We start from the raw sequence: 16,202 nt of genomic DNA on the forward strand, positions 1-16,202 counted from the left end.
GATAAAACGAGTGGGAGCGTTACCATGAGAGCGAGGTCATTCCAACAACAACGGAATTAAAAGCTAATCAAATACAATGGTCATGCATTTGTAAAGAAATACATTGACTAGAAAAGTGTGGTGTCCATATTGAAAGATGTTTCGATTTCATCTTTGGAAAATATGAAATTAAAAGAGCTGTATGAGCTAGCAAAGCGATACAAAATCTCTTATTACAGCAAACTAACAAAAAAAGAATTAATTTTTGCCATCTTAAAGGCGAATGCTGAGCAAGAGGATCTCTTATTTATGGAAGGGGTTCTTGAAATTATTCAGTCTGAGGGATTTGGTTTCTTAAGACCGATTAACTACTCCCCAAGTTCTGAAGACATTTATATTTCAGCTTCACAAATCAGACGCTTTGATTTACGAAATGGAGATAAAGTGTCTGGAAAGGTACGACCTCCAAAAGAAAATGAACGCTACTATGGCCTCCTTCATGTAGAAGCGGTAAATGGGGACGACCCAGAATCAGCAAAGGAACGTGTGCACTTTCCTGCACTCACACCGCTATTTCCTGACCGTCAAATGATTCTTGAAACACAGCCTAATCACCTGTCTACTAGAATTATGGACATGATGGCGCCAGTTGGATTTGGACAGCGTGGTTTAATCGTTGCACCGCCTAAGGCTGGGAAAACCATTTTGCTTAAAGAAATTGCCAACAGTATTTCTGAAAATCATCCAGAGGCAGAGCTAATTGTCCTTTTGATTGACGAACGACCAGAAGAAGTAACAGATATCGAACGTTCTGTTGCAGGGGATGTTGTTAGTTCAACCTTTGACGAAGTACCGGAAAACCACATTAAAGTAGCAGAGCTTGTATTAGAGCGTGCCATGCGTCTTGTTGAACATAAAAAAGATGTCATCATCTTAATGGACAGCATCACAAGGCTTGCCCGTGCATACAACCTTGTGATTCCGCCAAGCGGCCGAACGCTTTCAGGCGGTATTGATCCTGCGGCTTTCCATCGTCCAAAACGCTTCTTTGGTGCTGCGCGTAACATTGAAGAAGGTGGAAGCTTGACGATTTTAGCCACTGCACTTGTTGATACAGGATCACGTATGGATGACGTGATTTATGAGGAATTTAAAGGAACTGGGAACATGGAGCTTCATTTGGACCGTTCTTTGGCCGAAAGAAGAATCTTCCCTGCGATCGACATTCGCCGTTCTGGTACGAGAAAAGAAGAATTGCTTGTGCCAAAAGAGCATCTTGATCGTCTATGGGCAATGAGAAAATCGATGTCAGATACACCTGACTTCGCTGAGAAGTTCATGCGCAAAATGAGAAAAACAAAGACAAACCAAGAATTTTTCGATATTTTAACGCAAGAATGGAAACAAGCCAATATGTCTGCATCAAGAAGATAGCTTTATGAAAAAATACATTTGCAATCATAGACTCACACTGTTATAATTTTATCATGTGCGTTTCAGAATTTATTTCTGAGATATTAACTCTGTTTCCGAATTGGATTCAGGGCGGAAGGAGATGACAGTAGATGAAAACAGGAATTCATCCTAACTACAAAAAAGCTACAGTCAAATGCGCTTGTGGAAATGAGTTTGAAACTGGATCAGTAAAAGAAGAGGTACGCATCGAGATTTGCTCTGAGTGCCATCCTTTCTATACAGGCCGTCAAAAATTCGCTTCTGCTGATGGACGTGTTGACCGCTTTAACAAAAAATACGGTCTTAAGTAATAATAGATACAATAAACAGGCAGGAATCCGTTCTTGCCTGTTTTTTTACGTGGATTGATGGAACTTTAAAACGGGGGAGAAGACCTTATGTATGTGATGAAACAAAGCGGTTGGCTTGAAGTCATCTGCGGCAGTATGTTTTCTGGAAAGTCGGAAGAATTGATTCGGAGAGCCAAAAGGGCCACCTTTGCCAAACAAGAAGTAAAAATATTCAAACCAGCGATTGATAACCGATATAGTACAAGCTCAGTTGTGTCACATAACGGTTCATCATTAGATGGGATTGCAGTAGCCTCACCAAAAGACATAATAACGCACATATCAGAAAGAACCGATGTCATTGGCATTGATGAGGTGCAATTTTTTGATGAGACAATCATTGACATTGTCACTCAATTGGCTGACCAAGGCTACCGAGTCATTGTTGCAGGCCTGGATCAAGACTTCAGAGGAGAGCCATTTGGTGTTGTTCCGCATTTAATGGCATGTGCAGAGCTTGTAACAAAACTTCAAGCAGTTTGTTCGGTATGCGGCTCCCCAGCGAGTAGAACACAACGCTTGATCGACGGTAAACCCGCATCCTATGATGATCCTATTATTTTAGTAGGTGCGCAGGAATCATACGAAGCACGATGCAGACATCACCATGAAGTACCAAAACTTGATGTTGGTACAACACTTGACAATTAAAAAAATAGCAAATGCCGCTGTGTTTCGTTTTTCGAGATTTTGGCTGAACACCCATCATTTGTACTTAAATAAATTAAATAACACTACGATTAAATTATCTAATTTTCAACGCTTGCGTTTTGTCATAAGCAGGCATAAAATGACTAACTGTAGTGTAAAGCATTTAAACGAAAAGTTCGATTTCTTGTCATAATTTTTTTGATTAAGGATTTTTCTCCTTAATCGTTCTTTGGATTAATAGTTCACTTTATTTATATTTTAGAAAGAGGGTAGTTTTTGATGAACAACGTGAAGAAAACAAAAGAAGGGTACCTCGAAACCACTTTGACAGGTAAAGATGTATTATCGATTCCAACGTTGAACAAAGGCGTTGCTTTCTCTGAAGAAGAAAGACAAGAGCTTGGACTAGAAGGTTTACTTCCTCCAACGGTTCTGACTTTAGAACAGCAAGCGGAAAGAGCGTACAAGCAATTTCTAGCACAGCCGGATCGTCTTCGTCAAAACGTATACTTAAGTGATTTACAAAACCGTAACGAAGTATTGTTCTACAAGCTTCTAACAGAAAAGCTTCGTGAAATGCTTCCGGTTGTGTACACACCAACTGTTGGTGAAGCGATTCAAGAATACAGCCATGAATACAGAAGACCTCATGGTGTCTATCTTTCAATCGACGACATTGACGGCATCGAAAAAGCATTTGAAAACTTGCACGCAACTGCTGGAGATATTGATCTCATCGTTGCAACTGACTCTGAGAGTATTCTTGGAATTGGTGACTGGGGTGTTGGTGGTATCAACATCGCAATCGGTAAATTAGCTGTTTACACTGCTGCAGCAGGTATTGATCCTAGCCGCGTGATTCCAGTTGTATTAGATGTTGGAACAAACAATGAAAAATTATTGAATGATCCATTATACATCGGGAACCACCACAAACGTGTACAAGGTGAGAAATACGAAGAATTCATTGATGCTTACGTGAAAGCAGCACTTAAATTCTTCCCGAAAGCATTGCTTCACTGGGAAGACCTTGGAAACAAGAATGCGCGTAACATCATGAAAAAATACAACGATAACATCTTAACGTTCAATGATGATATTCAAGGTACTGGTGCCATTACTTTAGCGGGTGTTCTTGCAGCTGTCAAGAAAACTGGTACTCAATTGAAAGATCACCGTGTTGTTATCTTCGGAGCTGGATCAGCTGGTATCGGAATCGCAGATCAAATGCGAGACACAATGGTTCTTGAAGGTCTAACAGAAGAAGAAGCAAACAATGCATTCTGGACATTAGACTACAGAGGATTGCTAACAGATCAATTTGAAGATGAAGTACTTGATTTCCAAAAACCATACCTTCGTACTTCTGATGAAGTAGAAGGCTGGGCACGCGATGAAAAAGGACAAATCTCATTTGCTGAAACTGTACGCCAAGCGAAGCCAACAATCTTAATTGGTACATCAGGTCAAGGCGGCGCATTCACTGAAGAAATCATTAAAGAAATGGCAGCTCATACAGAACGTCCAGTGATCATGCCAATGTCTAACCCAACACCGCTTGCTGAAGCAGTGCCAGAGGATTTATTCAAATGGACTGACGGCCGTGCACTTGTTGCAACAGGAAGCCCGTTCGAAAACGTTGAGTATAACGGAATTGAACATGAAATCGGACAATCAAACAATGCGTTCGTTTTCCCTGGACTTGGTCTTGGTTCAATCGTAACAGAATCAAAAATCATCACAAAAGGCATGTTCGTTGCTTCTGCCAATGCAATTGCTGAAATGGTTGACCATGAGAAACCAGGTGCTGGTCTTCTTCCAAGTATTGATAAATTGCAAGAAGTGTCCATTCATGTGGCTGTTGAAGTAGCAAAAGCAGCAATCAAAGATGGTGTCGCAAGAAGAACGCCTGACAACATCGAACAAGCTGTGAAAGACGCAATGTGGATTCCTGAATATAAAAAAATTGTAAGAGCATAATAAAATGTGTAACGCGGCATTGTTTCGGGTAATCAAAGCAATGCCGCTATAAAAAAAGAAACATGTAAAGGATTTAAGGAGGAATAGTAAGATGGACTTTTTAAATATTTTGATCCTCCTAGCACCGATTTTTTTCGTTATCGCGCTGGGTTGGTTCGCAGGACACTTCGGCAGCTATGACGCTAAATCTGCAAAAGGTGTAAGTACACTTGTTACAAAGTATGCTTTACCAGCGCACTTTATCGCCAGTATTCTGTCAACACCAAAAGATAAATTCTATAGTCAAATTCCATTTTTCGTTGCACTAATTATCGGAATCGTAGGTTTTTATATCATTATCCTTTTAGTTACGAAATTTGCTTTTAAATATGATTTAACAGATTCTTCTGTTTTCTCGTTAAACTCAGCACAACCGACCTTTGCATTTATGGGGATTCCGGTCTTGGGCAGTTTATTTGGGGCTCAAGAAGTTGCAATTCCGATTGCGATTACCGGAATAGTTGTAAATGCAATGCTTGATCCAATTGCAATTATTGTGTCAACTGTCGGTGAAAAAACAAAAGGAAAAACAAAAGACGGCGAAAGCTTCCTAAAAATGACGACAAAAGCCATTTTGCACGGTTTATCAGAACCGCTTGCACTTGCACCGTTAGCCAGTATCATTCTTGTTCTTTTAGGGTTTAAACTTCCTGCACTCGGACATGAAATGTTAGAGGAAATTGGCAGCGTTACATCAGGGGTTGCGCTATTCGCAGTCGGTGTTACTGTTGGTATCCGCAAAATTAAATTAAGCTTGCCAGCCTTCAGTATTGCATTGCTAAAAGTAGCTGTACAACCAATACTTATGTATTTTATTGCTGTTCTTATGGGTCTTTCAGCGGATGAAATTACGAAAGCTGTATTACTTGTAGCCTTCCCAGGTTCAGCTGTTGCAGCGATGATCGCAACACGATTTGAAAAACAAGAGGCGGAAACTGCATCCGCATTTGTCATCAGTGCCATCATGTCACTGATCACATTACCGATTATTATTGCACTTACCGTATAATATAGTAAAAAGGCTGCCTCATTAGGCAGCCTCAGCGTGTAGACAAACCCTCGCATTCGTTGTCAGGTCTGCGCTCCGGTGCTCACGAATGTCAAATTCGCTCCGCTCCGGTACTCGTCCTTCCTAGACTGCAAAGGTTTTCTATCACGCTGAAAAGAAGACAAAGTGCTAAAATAAAGAACATTTTAGCACTTTGTCAATAATCTAAGGCTGCCTCATTAGGCAGCCTTTCTTAACGAAATGAATGAAACAGAGGGAAGAGTACACGCTTTTTTTTGATGTCAGGGTGTGAGATTTCCTTTTTTTCTTCTACTTGTGACGGTTGTTTTAAGGTTGCGGCGAGTCGGTCAAATTTAGTGGATAAATCTTCAATTTCCCTGCGGTGCTGGAGCAGCTGATACGATACACCTTCATCTGCCTTTTTAGCTAGTTTCCGTTCAAGCTCTTGCAGGCGATCTTCTACATCAGTGATGTGTAATTGCTGCTGAATAAGCTCTTTCAATTGCTTTTCTAATGCTTCAATCCGCTGTATGGAGACATCAGTTTCGGCAGCAGGTGCTGATTGACGAACGGTTTCCTTATGGATTGGCAGTTGGATGTCTTGGAGGATCACCCCTTCACTCATTTGGTGTTTGACCTCCTTGAGCAGCTGCATGATATCTTCATGAAATTCATAATGTCCAAGTTCATTCCGGGCGACAGGGATGTTGAGCTGTTTGACCCAACGCTGAATCGTTTTTGAAGAAACACCAATTTCTTTTGCAACCTCATTTGTATTCAAACCAAATGCCCTCCCTTTTTTCAATTACAAGTACCATTCTCTTTAAGGAGGACCTGTTCCTTCACGTTAGACAAAACAAGTAACCAATCGCCAAAGATCGTGTTTTCTAGTGAAAAATTGCAGGAAATCAATTGTTTTGGAAATTTTTTTGACTGTCATACCCCGCTATACTATAATTAGACTGTTACGCACAAAACAGAGGTGAAGACCATGTTAGACCGTTTAAAATCAATTGAAGAACGCTATGAAAAACTAAATGAATATTTAAGTGACCCTGAAGTGGTGAACGACACTACGAAGCTTCGTGAATATTCGAAAGAACAATCCGATATTCAAGAAACTGTTGAGGTATATAGACAATATCGTGCGGCATACGACCAGCTGAATGATGCGAAAGCAATGCTCGAAGAGAAGCTGGATGCCGAGATGCGCGACATGGTCAAAGAAGAAATTTCAGAGCTCACAGAGGAAACGGAACGTTTAGAAGACGAGCTGAAAATCTTGCTCATCCCGAAAGATCCGAATGACAACAAAAACGTTATAGTGGAGGTTCGTGGTGCAGCGGGTGGAGAAGAGGCTGCTCTTTTTGCCGGAAACCTTTACCGCATGTACAGCCGTTATGCTGAAATGCAAGGCTGGAAAACGGAAGTGATGGAAGCGAGTGTCACTGGCACAGGCGGTTATAAAGAGATTATCTTTATGATCAGCGGGAAAGGCGCATACTCCAAACTAAAGTTTGAAAACGGCGCACACCGCGTGCAGCGTGTTCCGGAAACGGAATCAGGCGGACGAATTCATACATCAACAGCAACAGTTGCTGTATTGCCTGAGGCTGAAGAAGTTGAAATTGATATCCATGAAAAAGACATCCGAGTAGATACTTTCACATCTAGCGGACCTGGCGGACAAAGTGTCAATACGACCATGTCTGCAGTTCGATTAACTCACCTTCCAACAGGTGTGGTTGTATCCTGTCAGGATGAGAAGTCGCAAATCAAAAATAAAGAAAAAGCCATGAAAGTACTGCGTGCGAGAATTTATGATAAATTCCAGCGTGAAGCACAGGCTGAATATGATCAAACGCGTAAATCTGCGGTTGGAACAGGGGATCGTTCAGAGCGTATCCGTACGTACAACTTCCCGCAAAACCGTGTAACAGATCACCGCATCGGGTTGACGATTCAAAAGCTTGATCAAATTTTAGAAGGAAAACTTGACGAGGTCATTGATGCATTAATTATGGAAGACCAAGCAAGAAAGCTTCAAAATGCAAAATAAAGAGCGAACAATTTTTGAAGCCCTTAAATGGGCTTCTTCTTTGTTAACGGAAGCCGGTAGAGACCAAAATGCAGCAGAGCTTCTTTTGATGCATGTGCTGGGCTGGAGCAGAAGTGAGCTTCTTGCAGGTTTTCATGATTCGCTGCCTGAGGAGCAAGAACAACTGTTCAGCAAGATTGTTACGCAGCATAAGGAGGGGGTTCCTGTTCAGCATTTAACGGGTGTTGAATTTTTTTACGGACGTCCTTTCGAGGTGAACAAGCATGTTCTTATTCCTCGTCCTGAAACGGAAGAAGTTGTTTTGGCGGCGCTGAATTTGGTGGGTGATGTCTTCCCGCCCGATCAGCCGCTCAAAGCAGTTGACGTTGGCACAGGAAGCGGAGCAATTGCGATTACGCTGGCTCTTGAAAAAAAATCACTATCTGTCACAGCGACTGATATTTCGCATGAAGCACTTGCGGTAGCAAAACGGAATCAAAAAGCGCTCGGTGCAGACGTTCATTTTTTACATGGAGATTTACTTGAACCGGTTATAGCTCAAGGCATCAAAGTGGATGTGTTTATTTCCAATCCACCCTATATTGCGGCGGAAGAAATGGACAGCCTGTCTGAGGTTGTGACGAAACATGAGCCGGTCAATGCGCTGACTGACGGACGTGATGGCTTGTGGTTTTATCAGCGTCTTATTCGTGATCTTCACAGCGTGCTGAGTGAGCAGGCAGTTGTTGTCTTTGAAATTGGACATACGCAAGGTCAAGATGTCACGGCTCTTCTCGTGCAGGCATTTCCTGAAGCAAATGTTCGCATCGTCAAAGATATTAATGGAAAAGATCGAGCTGTTTGCGCGCACATTCAAAACGGAAAGTCCGGCTGAATAAAGCCGGACTATTTTATTATGTAAAGATGAAACTTATGGTAAAAGAGAAACGTATAATATAGAAGAATGAACATTCTGATCATGATTTTTTACATAAATTTGTTTTGAAGGAGCGAATGGTGTGAACAAAAGGTATGCGATGGTGTTGGTCATCGTCAGTGTACTATTGATTGTGAGTGCTTGTGGTAAACCGAGCTTTAAAAAAGAGGCAGCAGCATTTGGAGAAAGCTATAAAAAAGCACAATACACAGTGAATCGAACGGATGACCTATCTGACATGAAAGAGAAGCTAAAGGTTTATTTAACCGAACATGAATATCAAGAATATACACAAGACAGCATGTTCCCGAGCATATTAGAAGCGGCAAAGGATCAAGATTGTCAAATTAAGCTGAAGAAAATTATGTTTACGCCTTCAGATGAAAGCGATGACAGAATTGAATTTAACTATGAAATGGTGATTCAATTTATTGATCAAAAAGAAAAGGTCAAAAAAGAAATAGAGAAAAAAGGGGCCATGACTGTCATCAAAACTGAATCTGGTTTAAAAATCAGCCGAGATTGGGATGGAAGACTGTACCCTTCTGACTACCAATCCTCACTCAAAAGCCGTTCTTAATGAGAACGGCTTTTTTGTTTTGACTCATAATCTATTAAAAAAATCATGTTGACTGTTTATGAGATGAGTTTCCTGGACACAATGTTTGTAGCGAAGAGAAAAAGTGGGAGGAACACACAATGTTTAAAAGTAAAATGATGATTTGTCTTTATATGTTTCTATTATTATGCGGTGCTTTTGCAAACCTTGGCAGGGAGGAGACAGCGGCTGCTTCTGCAAATCAGCCTGTTGTCATACCAGATGAAGCGATTCGATTACGCATTTTAGCAAATAGTGATCGTTCAGCGGATCAGGATGTGAAAAGAAGTATTCGTGACGAGGTCAATGCCAATATGACAGAGTGGGTCAAAGACCTCACATCCATTGAAGAAGCAAGGCGTGTCATTCGATCAAAGCTGCCAGAAATCAATCGTATCGCCAAAGCGAAATTGAAGGAACAGCACATTGATCAATCCGTATCGGTCAGTTTTCAAAAAGCTTCATTTCCAACAAAGCTCTATGGAAATTTCGTTTACCCTGCTGGGAAATATGAAGCCATTTTAATTACGCTTGGAGAAGGGGATGGAGCCAACTGGTGGTGTGTGTTATTCCCGCCGCTCTGCTTTATCGATTTTTCAAACGGAGAAGCCATCGCCTCACCAGAAGGGGATGATGATAAACAAGTGACAGCGCAGCAAACGAAAGAGTCTGTCAATGAAGTGGTGAAAGGAGAGGAAGAAGAGACAGGTGAAGTGAAGTTCTTTTTGTTCGAATGGATCTCTAGTCTTTTCTCTTAAAAAAGGTATAAATCGGTTTTTGCCTCATAGAGTTGAAGTAAGAGATCAAAAAGAGGTGAAAGCATGTATTATCAATTAAGAATAGCCACAGAAGAAGATATCCCGGCGATCAATGATTTTCTTGAAAAGGGACAAGCGAAAGGCGGAGTAACGCTTACGGATCGTACGACATTTGTTGTGATGGAAGATGCGGACGGTCAGCTGGCAGGCTGCTTAGGTCTTGAACAGCTCAATGAACAAGAGGGATTGCTGCGGTCTCTTGTCATATCAGATAAGCTCGGTCAGGGACACATTGTCTCTTTGTTCCAAAGCGTTCAAACGCTCGGAGGAAAAATGGGTGTGGATACTTTTTATGTCGTCGCAAACCATTCCTCCTCCCATGATTTTTTGGCACTAATGGGCTTCACGCCTTTAGAGGAAATTCCAGAAAGCATATGGAGCTCCGCGCATGCAAAAGAGACATTAGGGAAAGAACAGGCTGTGGTCCTGCAAAAAAAAGGCAGTTAATCACAAAATGATGGACTTATACACATACTTATCCACTATAAAACAAGCGTTATCCACAAATTGTGGACAACGCTTGTTTTATTGATCATCATCTTTTATACTTTCAAAAGGATAATTGAGATATATCAACAGTTTTATCTTTTTTAAAAGGAGTTTGTATGATGTTAAATACAAAAAGGTGGTCTGTGGATTTAGAAAAGGATTTATCCACATACTATCCACAAATTAAACAGGCGGCCGATCTGCTGCAGCAAAATGAAGTGGTTGCTTTCCCGACAGAGACCGTTTACGGACTCGGGGCAAATGCGAAAGAGACAGAAGCCGTTATGAAAATTTATGAAGCGAAAGGGCGTCCGAGTGATAATCCGTTGATTGTTCACATTGCGGAGGTGCAACAGCTTCACGAATTTGCACAAATAGAAAGCGAAAAAGCGAAGGCATTGATGGATGCCTTTTGGCCGGGCGCCTTAACCATCGTTCTTCCGTGTAAGCCGGGCGCTTTATCAAAGCAGGTCACAGCAGGTTTATCCACAGTAGGTGTGAGAATGCCTGACCATCCCATTGCGCTTGAGCTCATCCGAGCAGCTGGTCTGCCAATTGCTGCACCAAGTGCGAACCGTTCAGGGAAACCTTCACCAACACAAGCTGACCATGTAGCGAGTGATCTCCAAGGGAGAATCGCTGGGATTGTGGATGGCGGTTCAACTGGAATTGGTGTTGAGTCAACAGTTGTATCCTGTGTCGGTGAGACCCCGGTGATTTTAAGACCGGGCGGGATTACAAAAGAAGCATTAGAAGAGGTAGTCGGAACGGTGAGTGTGGACCCAGGGCTGACAAAAAAGGACGAGGCGCCTGTTTCGCCGGGAATGAAATACACACATTATGCACCTGAAGCCCAGATGTATATCTTTCATGGAAGTGATGAAGACATGCAGCGTCACATTCAGAAATACAGAGCTGAAGGTATAAAAGTCGGAGTGCTGACAACAGAAGAAAAGAAATCGCTGTTTGCAGCAGATGTTGTGTACAGTTGTGGATGGAGAGAAAAACCTGAAACGGTTGCTGCAAACCTTTATCGTGTACTGAGACAATTTGATGAAACAGATGTAGACTTGATTATTTCAGAAGCCTTTTCAGAGCAGGGAGTCGGTTCTGCCATTATGAACCGTCTGCAAAAAGCCGCAGGAGGGCGTACACTCCCTTCGTTCCAATAGTTCTAACCTTTCTTGGACAAACATAGGTTAAAGGAGAATGTGTGTCCAAGGGGGATTTACATGAACGAACTAGCTGGTGAATTGCTGACACTCAGCATCATGGCTTTTGCACTTGGGATGGATGCTTTTTCGGTTGGACTTGGTATGGGAATGATTCAGCTGAGGTTCCACCAGATCATTTATATTGGACTTGTCATTGGGATATTTCATATGTTGATGCCGCTTTTTGGCATGCTGACAGGTCAGCTCTTATCTGGATGGCTCGGTCTTCTTGCCACCTATATCGGCGGGGCGCTGCTTTTGGTGCTGGGACTGCAAATGATCGTTGCTTCTATCCGCAAAGAGGATGAGCCCTTTATCGCACCTGTTGGGGCTGGTCTCGTTCTTTTTGCTACAAGTGTAAGCCTAGACAGCTTCTCTGTTGGTTTAAGCCTCGGGATTTACGGTTCCCGGGTGTGGATGACCATATTATTGTTTGGTTTTTTTAGTATGCTCCTCACATGGCTCGGATTATTACTCGGTAAACAGGTTCGGTCATGGGTTGGTTCATATAGCGGCGCGCTTGGCGGAATCATTTTACTAGCCTTTGGTATCAAATTATTATTTCCGCTCTAGCCAGTCTCCTTACATAACATGTAGAATGAAATGCTATATAATAGAAGAAAAGGAGGGCGAAAAATGAAAATCTTATTTGTTTGTACGGGAAATACATGCAGAAGTCCAATGGCTCAAGCCCTTTTTGCTTCAATTGCAGATGAAAAAGGTTTAGAGGTCACTGTGAAATCAGCGGGCATTTTTGCCTCCGATGAAGGGAAGGCTTCTCCTCAAGCGGTCGAAGCATTATTTGAGAAAAGCATTCCACTGAATCACTCATCATCAAAATTGACAGAGGATCTTCTGCGCGAAGCTCATTACGTCTTCACGATGACGATGCAGCATAAACAGTTGATTGCAGAGCAATATGCGCATGCAAAAGGCAAGGTCTTCACTTTAAAGGAATTTGCGACAGGAACAGAAGGCGATGTATCCGATCCGTTTGGAGGAAGTCTTTCTGTTTATCAGGAAACTCGAGATGAACTAGAAGCCTTGCTGTATCAGCTTGCTGAGAAGTTGAAAAAAGATCATCATAATAGATAACCTGTAAAACCGTTGCGTCAACGGTTTTTCTGCTTTTGTTTGCAAATGACTAGGCAGAGGTTAAAATATAACTGTAAATAAAGAATGAAAGTAAGACATAACAGATCAACTCACCCTTAGGAGGAATTGCCCGATGAAAGTAGCCATTGCATCCGATCACGGCGGAACGAATATTCGTGAAGAAATCAAACAACTGATGGATGAATTGAAGATTGAATACATTGATATGGGTTGTGAATGTGGATCAGGTTCTGTAGACTATCCAGATTATGCTTTCCCTGTAGCCAATATGGTGGCAAACGGAGAAGTCGACCGCGGCATTTTAATTTGCGGGACAGGCATCGGCATGAGTATCTCGGCAAATAAAGTAAAAGGAATTCGCTGTGCATTAGCACATGATACATTTAGTGCAAAAGCAACGAGAGAACATAACGATACGAACGTTCTTGCGATGGGAGAGCGAGTGATTGGACCGGGATTAGCACGTGAGATTGCGCACATTTGGCTGACGACAGAGTTTACAGCAGGACGCCATGCTGTGCGGATTGGCAAAATTGCTGATTACGAAGAAAAGCACCTATAAGGAGCGCTTAACATGAACATTGGTCAAGATTGGCTTGAAATGTTAAAAGAGTTTCATCAAACAGTTGAATTGCGTGCCGGGCAAATCTTAGTCATTGGCTGCAGTACGTCAGAAGTGGCTGGTGAGCATATTGGTACTGCAGGAAGTGAGCAAATTGCTGCGTCCATCTTTCAAGAATTAGATCAGCTAAGACGAGAGACCGGCATTGAGCTAGCCTTTCAATGCTGTGAGCATCTGAATCGTGCCCTTGTTGTTGAAGAAGAAGTGGCTTTCCGTTTTAACCTGGAGATTGTAGCTGCAGTACCTGTCCGTAAGGCGGGTGGTTCGATGGCGGCTCATGCGTATCAGCAAATGGAACATCCTGTATTAGTCGAATCCATTGAGGCGCATGCTGGAATTGATATCGGCGATACGTTGATTGGGATGCACTTAAAGAGAGTCGCTGTACCTGTCCGCCTCAGTCGTCATCAATTAGGACATGCACATGTGACTTTTGCGAAAACACGTCCGAAGCTGATAGGCGGAGAACGAGCCGTTTATACAAGATCATAGCTTAGATATATTTCTAATATAATGTTGAATGATGAAGACGCTTTACCACTTGAATATTCGGGTTTTCATAAAAAAGAAGTCGATTTTCCAAAAAAAACTTTTACATTTTACTCAAAAACCGTGTACAATGAGATGGTGAAAACATCGAATGGAAATAGATTGGAGAGGATTTCGCTGATGAAACATTTACCTGAGCAAGACGCACAAGTATTCAAAGCAATTCAACTAGAGCGGAAACGCCAGCAGGACAAAATCGAATTAATTGCATCAGAAAACTTCGTAAGCGAAGCAGTCATGGAAGCACAGGGCTCTGTATTAACAAACAAATACGCTGAGGGCTATCCTGGTAAACGCTACTATGGCGGCTGTGAACATGTAGACGTTGTAGAAGATATCGCACGTGACCGCGCAAAAGAAATTTTTGGCGCTGAGTATGTGAACGTACAGCCTCACTCAGGTGCTCAAGCGAACATGGCCGTTTACTTTACAATTCTTGAGCATGGCGATACAGTGCTGGGCATGAACTTATCACATGGCGGGCATTTAACACACGGAAGCCCTGTAAACTTTAGTGGTGTACAGTACAACTTTGTAGAATATGGTGTAGATAAAGAAACTCAGCATATCGACTATCAAGATGTACTTGAAAAAGCACGTGAACATAAGCCGAAACTGATCGTTGCGGGTGCAAGTGCATACCCACGACAAATTGATTTCAAAAAGTTCCGTGAGATTGCTGATGAAGTCGGTGCTTACTTTATGGTCGACATGGCTCACATTGCTGGTCTTGTTGCAGCAGGTCTTCATCCAAATCCAGTTCCTTACGCAGATTTTGTGACAACGACAACTCACAAAACATTACGCGGACCTCGCGGCGGAATGATCCTATGCCGTGAAGAGTTTGGTAAAAAGATCGACAAATCAATCTTCCCTGGTATTCAAGGTGGACCACTGATGCATGTCATCTCTGCTAAAGCTGTTTCTTTCGGTGAAGTATTGAACGGAGATTTCAAAACATATGCACAAAACGTCATTGATAATGCAAAACAACTAGCTGAAACTCTTTTATCTGAAGATATTCAGCTTGTATCTGGCGGAACAGATAACCATCTTGTTCTTATCGACTTACGTTCTCTTGGCATCACAGGAAAAATTGCAGAAAACGTTCTTGATGAAATTGGTATTACAGTGAACAAAAATGCCATTCCTTATGATCCAGAGAAACCATTTGTCACAAGTGGTGTACGTGTAGGTACAGCAGCAGTAACAAGCCGAGGTTTCGATCAAGAAGCGATGAAAGAAGTCGGTTCCATTATTGCGCTTGCGCTAAAACATCATGAAGATGAAGCGAAATTAGAAGAGGCGAAAAAGCGTGTATCTGATCTTACGGCCCGTTTCCCTCTATATAACGAATTAGATTATTAAAAAACAGACCCATTTGCCTATTTTTGGCATATGGGTTTTTTTTGTAGGATTTGCGAATCATATTGAAAGATGATGTCTTTTTATGTAGAATTGTAGGAAGTGTGCAAAGTTCACCGGAAGATGACAGAAAAGGAGTTGTAGCAAGCAATGGCAAAGGTTTATGTATTTGATCACCCGCTTATTCAGCACAAACTTACATATATTCGTGACGTTCATACAGGAACAAAAGAATTTAGAGAGCTAGTGGATGAAGTCGCAACATTAATGGCATTTGAAATCACAAGAGATTTACCGCTTGAAGAGGTAGATGTAGAAACACCTGTACAAGTAGCGAAATCAAACGTGATCTCAGGTAAGAAACTCGGTGTTGTGCCAATTTTAAGAGCAGGTCTTGGAATGGTAGACGGGATTTTGAAACTCATTCCAGCTGCTAAAGTGGGACATGTCGGTTTATACCGCGATCCGAAAACATTAAAGCCTGTTGAATATTATGTGAAGCTTCCATCTGATGTGGAAGAGCGTGAATTTATCGTAGTAGATCCAATGCTTGCAACTGGCGGCTCAGCAGTCGAAGCGTTAAACAGCTTGAAAAAACGCGGTGCGAAAAACATTCGCTTCATGTGTCTAATTGCTGCCCCTGAAGGTGTAGAGGAAATGCAAAAACATCATCCAGATGTTGATATCTACATTGCAGCATTAGATGAGAAACTAAACGAAAAAGGTTACATCATCCCAGGTCTTGGTGATGCTGGTGACCGTATGTATGGAACGAAATAAGAAAGTCTTAATAAAATCCCACATGCAAACGTGCATGTGGGATTTTTGAAATATATGACAAACGGTTGATACCGTTCTTAGAAAAATCAATGTATACTGAACATTGGCTGTTTTTTTCAATGAATGTCACATCTCTCCTAAAGTTTGATGAAATTGTGAACATTTTGTGTGCTCTATCACTATAGAAAAGTTTTTTAACTTTGAACGGATTGA

General features: G+C 41.9%; 18 protein-coding genes. 17 read left to right on the plus strand and 1 reads right to left on the minus strand.

From position 1 onward, the window contains the following. Window positions 1–129: 129 nt before the first annotated feature. From rho to ACLGGR_RS07010, 5 genes are all read left to right on the plus strand, one after another. Complete coding sequence (rho, locus tag ACLGGR_RS06990; protein ID WP_008354975.1) at window positions 130–1,413, plus strand: transcription termination factor Rho; 1,284 nt, start codon at window positions 130–132, stop codon at window positions 1,411–1,413. A gap of 131 nt (window positions 1,414–1,544) precedes the next feature. Further along, entirely contained in the window at window positions 1,545–1,745 is a 201-nt protein-coding gene (gene rpmE, locus ACLGGR_RS06995) for a 50S ribosomal protein L31 (protein WP_003215407.1), read from the plus strand. A gap of 87 nt (window positions 1,746–1,832) precedes the next feature. Further along, window positions 1,833–2,435 carry a thymidine kinase gene (locus ACLGGR_RS07000; RefSeq protein WP_048237655.1) on the plus strand — a complete coding sequence of 201 codons (603 nt, stop codon included), beginning with the start codon at window positions 1,833–1,835 and terminating at the stop codon, window positions 2,433–2,435. 279 nt (window positions 2,436–2,714) lie between these two features. Further along, window positions 2,715–4,415 carry an oxaloacetate-decarboxylating malate dehydrogenase gene (gene malS / locus ACLGGR_RS07005; RefSeq protein ID WP_144471919.1) on the plus strand — a complete coding sequence of 567 codons (1,701 nt, stop codon included), beginning with the start codon at window positions 2,715–2,717 and terminating at the stop codon, window positions 4,413–4,415. A gap of 91 nt (window positions 4,416–4,506) precedes the next feature. Continuing rightward, the gene (locus tag ACLGGR_RS07010; RefSeq protein WP_142945413.1) at window positions 4,507–5,463 is read left to right on the plus strand and encodes an AEC family transporter; all 957 of its coding nucleotides are present in this window, start codon (window positions 4,507–4,509) and stop codon (window positions 5,461–5,463) included. A gap of 232 nt (window positions 5,464–5,695) precedes the next feature. On the opposite strand, the gene racA is transcribed toward ACLGGR_RS07010, so the two are convergent. Continuing rightward, window positions 5,696–6,244, minus strand: a complete 549-nt coding sequence (gene racA / locus ACLGGR_RS07015; RefSeq protein ID WP_410972780.1) for a chromosome-anchoring protein RacA — start codon at window positions 6,242–6,244, stop codon at window positions 5,696–5,698. Window positions 6,245–6,454: 210 nt separating this feature from the next. Here racA and prfA point away from each other — a divergent pair, with 210 nt between their 5' ends. The 12 genes from prfA (at window position 6,455) to upp (ending at window position 15,989) form a co-directional block, all read left to right on the plus strand. Further along, window positions 6,455–7,522: a peptide chain release factor 1 gene (gene prfA / locus ACLGGR_RS07020; RefSeq protein WP_048237652.1), complete on the plus strand. Its 1,068-nt coding sequence runs from the start codon at window positions 6,455–6,457 to the stop codon at window positions 7,520–7,522. After that, entirely contained in the window at window positions 7,512–8,396 is an 885-nt protein-coding gene (prmC, locus tag ACLGGR_RS07025) for a peptide chain release factor N(5)-glutamine methyltransferase (RefSeq protein ID WP_410972781.1), read from the plus strand. Before prfA ends, prmC begins: the two co-directional genes overlap by 11 nt. 142 nt (window positions 8,397–8,538) lie before the next feature. After that, a complete protein-coding gene (locus ACLGGR_RS07030; RefSeq protein WP_048238026.1) occupies window positions 8,539–9,018 on the plus strand; it encodes a hypothetical protein in 480 nt (159 codons plus the stop codon). Between the two features lie 119 nt (window positions 9,019–9,137). Then, window positions 9,138–9,794, plus strand: coding sequence for a stage II sporulation protein R (spoIIR, locus tag ACLGGR_RS07035; protein WP_323648668.1), 657 nt, complete (start codon window positions 9,138–9,140; stop codon window positions 9,792–9,794). Window positions 9,795–9,857: 63 nt separating this feature from the next. Then, window positions 9,858–10,301, plus strand: coding sequence for a GNAT family N-acetyltransferase (locus tag ACLGGR_RS07040; protein ID WP_251216067.1), 444 nt, complete (start codon window positions 9,858–9,860; stop codon window positions 10,299–10,301). A gap of 161 nt (window positions 10,302–10,462) precedes the next feature. Beyond that, window positions 10,463–11,515, plus strand: coding sequence for an L-threonylcarbamoyladenylate synthase (locus tag ACLGGR_RS07045; RefSeq protein ID WP_323648670.1), 1,053 nt, complete (start codon window positions 10,463–10,465; stop codon window positions 11,513–11,515). Window positions 11,516–11,575: 60 nt separating this feature from the next. After that, window positions 11,576–12,130, plus strand: coding sequence for a manganese efflux pump MntP (locus tag ACLGGR_RS07050; protein ID WP_410972782.1), 555 nt, complete (start codon window positions 11,576–11,578; stop codon window positions 12,128–12,130). A gap of 63 nt (window positions 12,131–12,193) precedes the next feature. Continuing rightward, window positions 12,194–12,652: a low molecular weight protein arginine phosphatase gene (locus ACLGGR_RS07055; RefSeq protein WP_267586823.1), complete on the plus strand. Its 459-nt coding sequence runs from the start codon at window positions 12,194–12,196 to the stop codon at window positions 12,650–12,652. Between the two features lie 133 nt (window positions 12,653–12,785). Beyond that, complete coding sequence (gene rpiB, locus ACLGGR_RS07060; RefSeq protein WP_003214714.1) at window positions 12,786–13,235, plus strand: ribose 5-phosphate isomerase B; 450 nt, start codon at window positions 12,786–12,788, stop codon at window positions 13,233–13,235. Window positions 13,236–13,247: 12 nt separating this feature from the next. Then, on the plus strand, window positions 13,248–13,787 hold the full coding sequence (locus ACLGGR_RS07065) for a TIGR01440 family protein (RefSeq protein WP_410972783.1): 540 nt from the start codon (window positions 13,248–13,250) through the stop codon (window positions 13,785–13,787). Between the two features lie 177 nt (window positions 13,788–13,964). Continuing rightward, complete coding sequence (gene glyA / locus ACLGGR_RS07070; protein ID WP_034281450.1) at window positions 13,965–15,212, plus strand: serine hydroxymethyltransferase; 1,248 nt, start codon at window positions 13,965–13,967, stop codon at window positions 15,210–15,212. 147 nt (window positions 15,213–15,359) lie between these two features. Further along, complete coding sequence (upp, locus tag ACLGGR_RS07075) at window positions 15,360–15,989, plus strand: uracil phosphoribosyltransferase (protein WP_003214553.1); 630 nt, start codon at window positions 15,360–15,362, stop codon at window positions 15,987–15,989. The last annotated feature ends 213 nt before the right edge of the window (window positions 15,990–16,202 follow it).

Origin of the sequence: Bacillus sp. BD48 (genome assembly GCF_046566805.1) — a bacterium.
Lineage (GTDB): Bacteria > Bacillota > Bacilli > Bacillales > Bacillaceae > Bacillus > Bacillus safensis.